The organism is Myxococcus llanfairpwllgwyngyllgogerychwyrndrobwllllantysiliogogogochensis, assembly GCF_006636215.1.
Taxonomy (GTDB): Bacteria; Myxococcota; Myxococcia; order Myxococcales; family Myxococcaceae; genus Myxococcus; species Myxococcus llanfairpwllgwyngyllgogerychwyrndrobwllllantysiliogogogochensis.
The window spans coordinates 1-383 of the sequence record NZ_VIFM01001030.1 but is presented as its reverse complement, the minus strand read 5'-3'; the positions used below and the strand labels follow the sequence as shown (position 1 = coordinate 383).

1 protein-coding gene is annotated in these 383 nt (G+C 73.4%); it reads right to left on the bottom strand.

Going from position 1 to position 383, the window contains the following annotated elements; translation table 11 throughout:
* Positions 1-56: 56 nt before the first annotated feature.
* On the bottom strand, positions 57-383 hold a 327-nt coding region (locus FJV41_RS57735; RefSeq protein ID WP_220138089.1), incomplete at its 5' end, for a hypothetical protein.

Below are 383 nucleotides of genomic sequence, written 5' to 3'. Positions count from 1 at the left end.
GCGCGACAGCAGGCCGCGGTGCCGGGGCGCCGCGAACCGCACCGGACGATCCGCGCTCAGCGCTCGGGGCCCACCGGCCCGGTGCCCAGGATCAGGTCCTTGAGCCGTTCGGTGGCGCGCGCATCGTCGATGCGGCCCTGCAGGTGCTGCATGACGATGTCGTTGATGTGCTGCTGTACCGAGCGCGGCGACAGCGCCGAGAACGCCGCGAGCACCGTGCGCCGCATGTTCGCGCTGCGCAGGTCGCGGATGGCCTGGCGGCCGCACAGGTCGGCGCCGGTGTCGGGCACATCCACGCGCGCGGGCGCGGCGCCGCTGGCGATGCCCATCTCGCGCTGGAAATCCACGTCCATCACCATGCGCATGAAGGCGCGCTGCGTGGC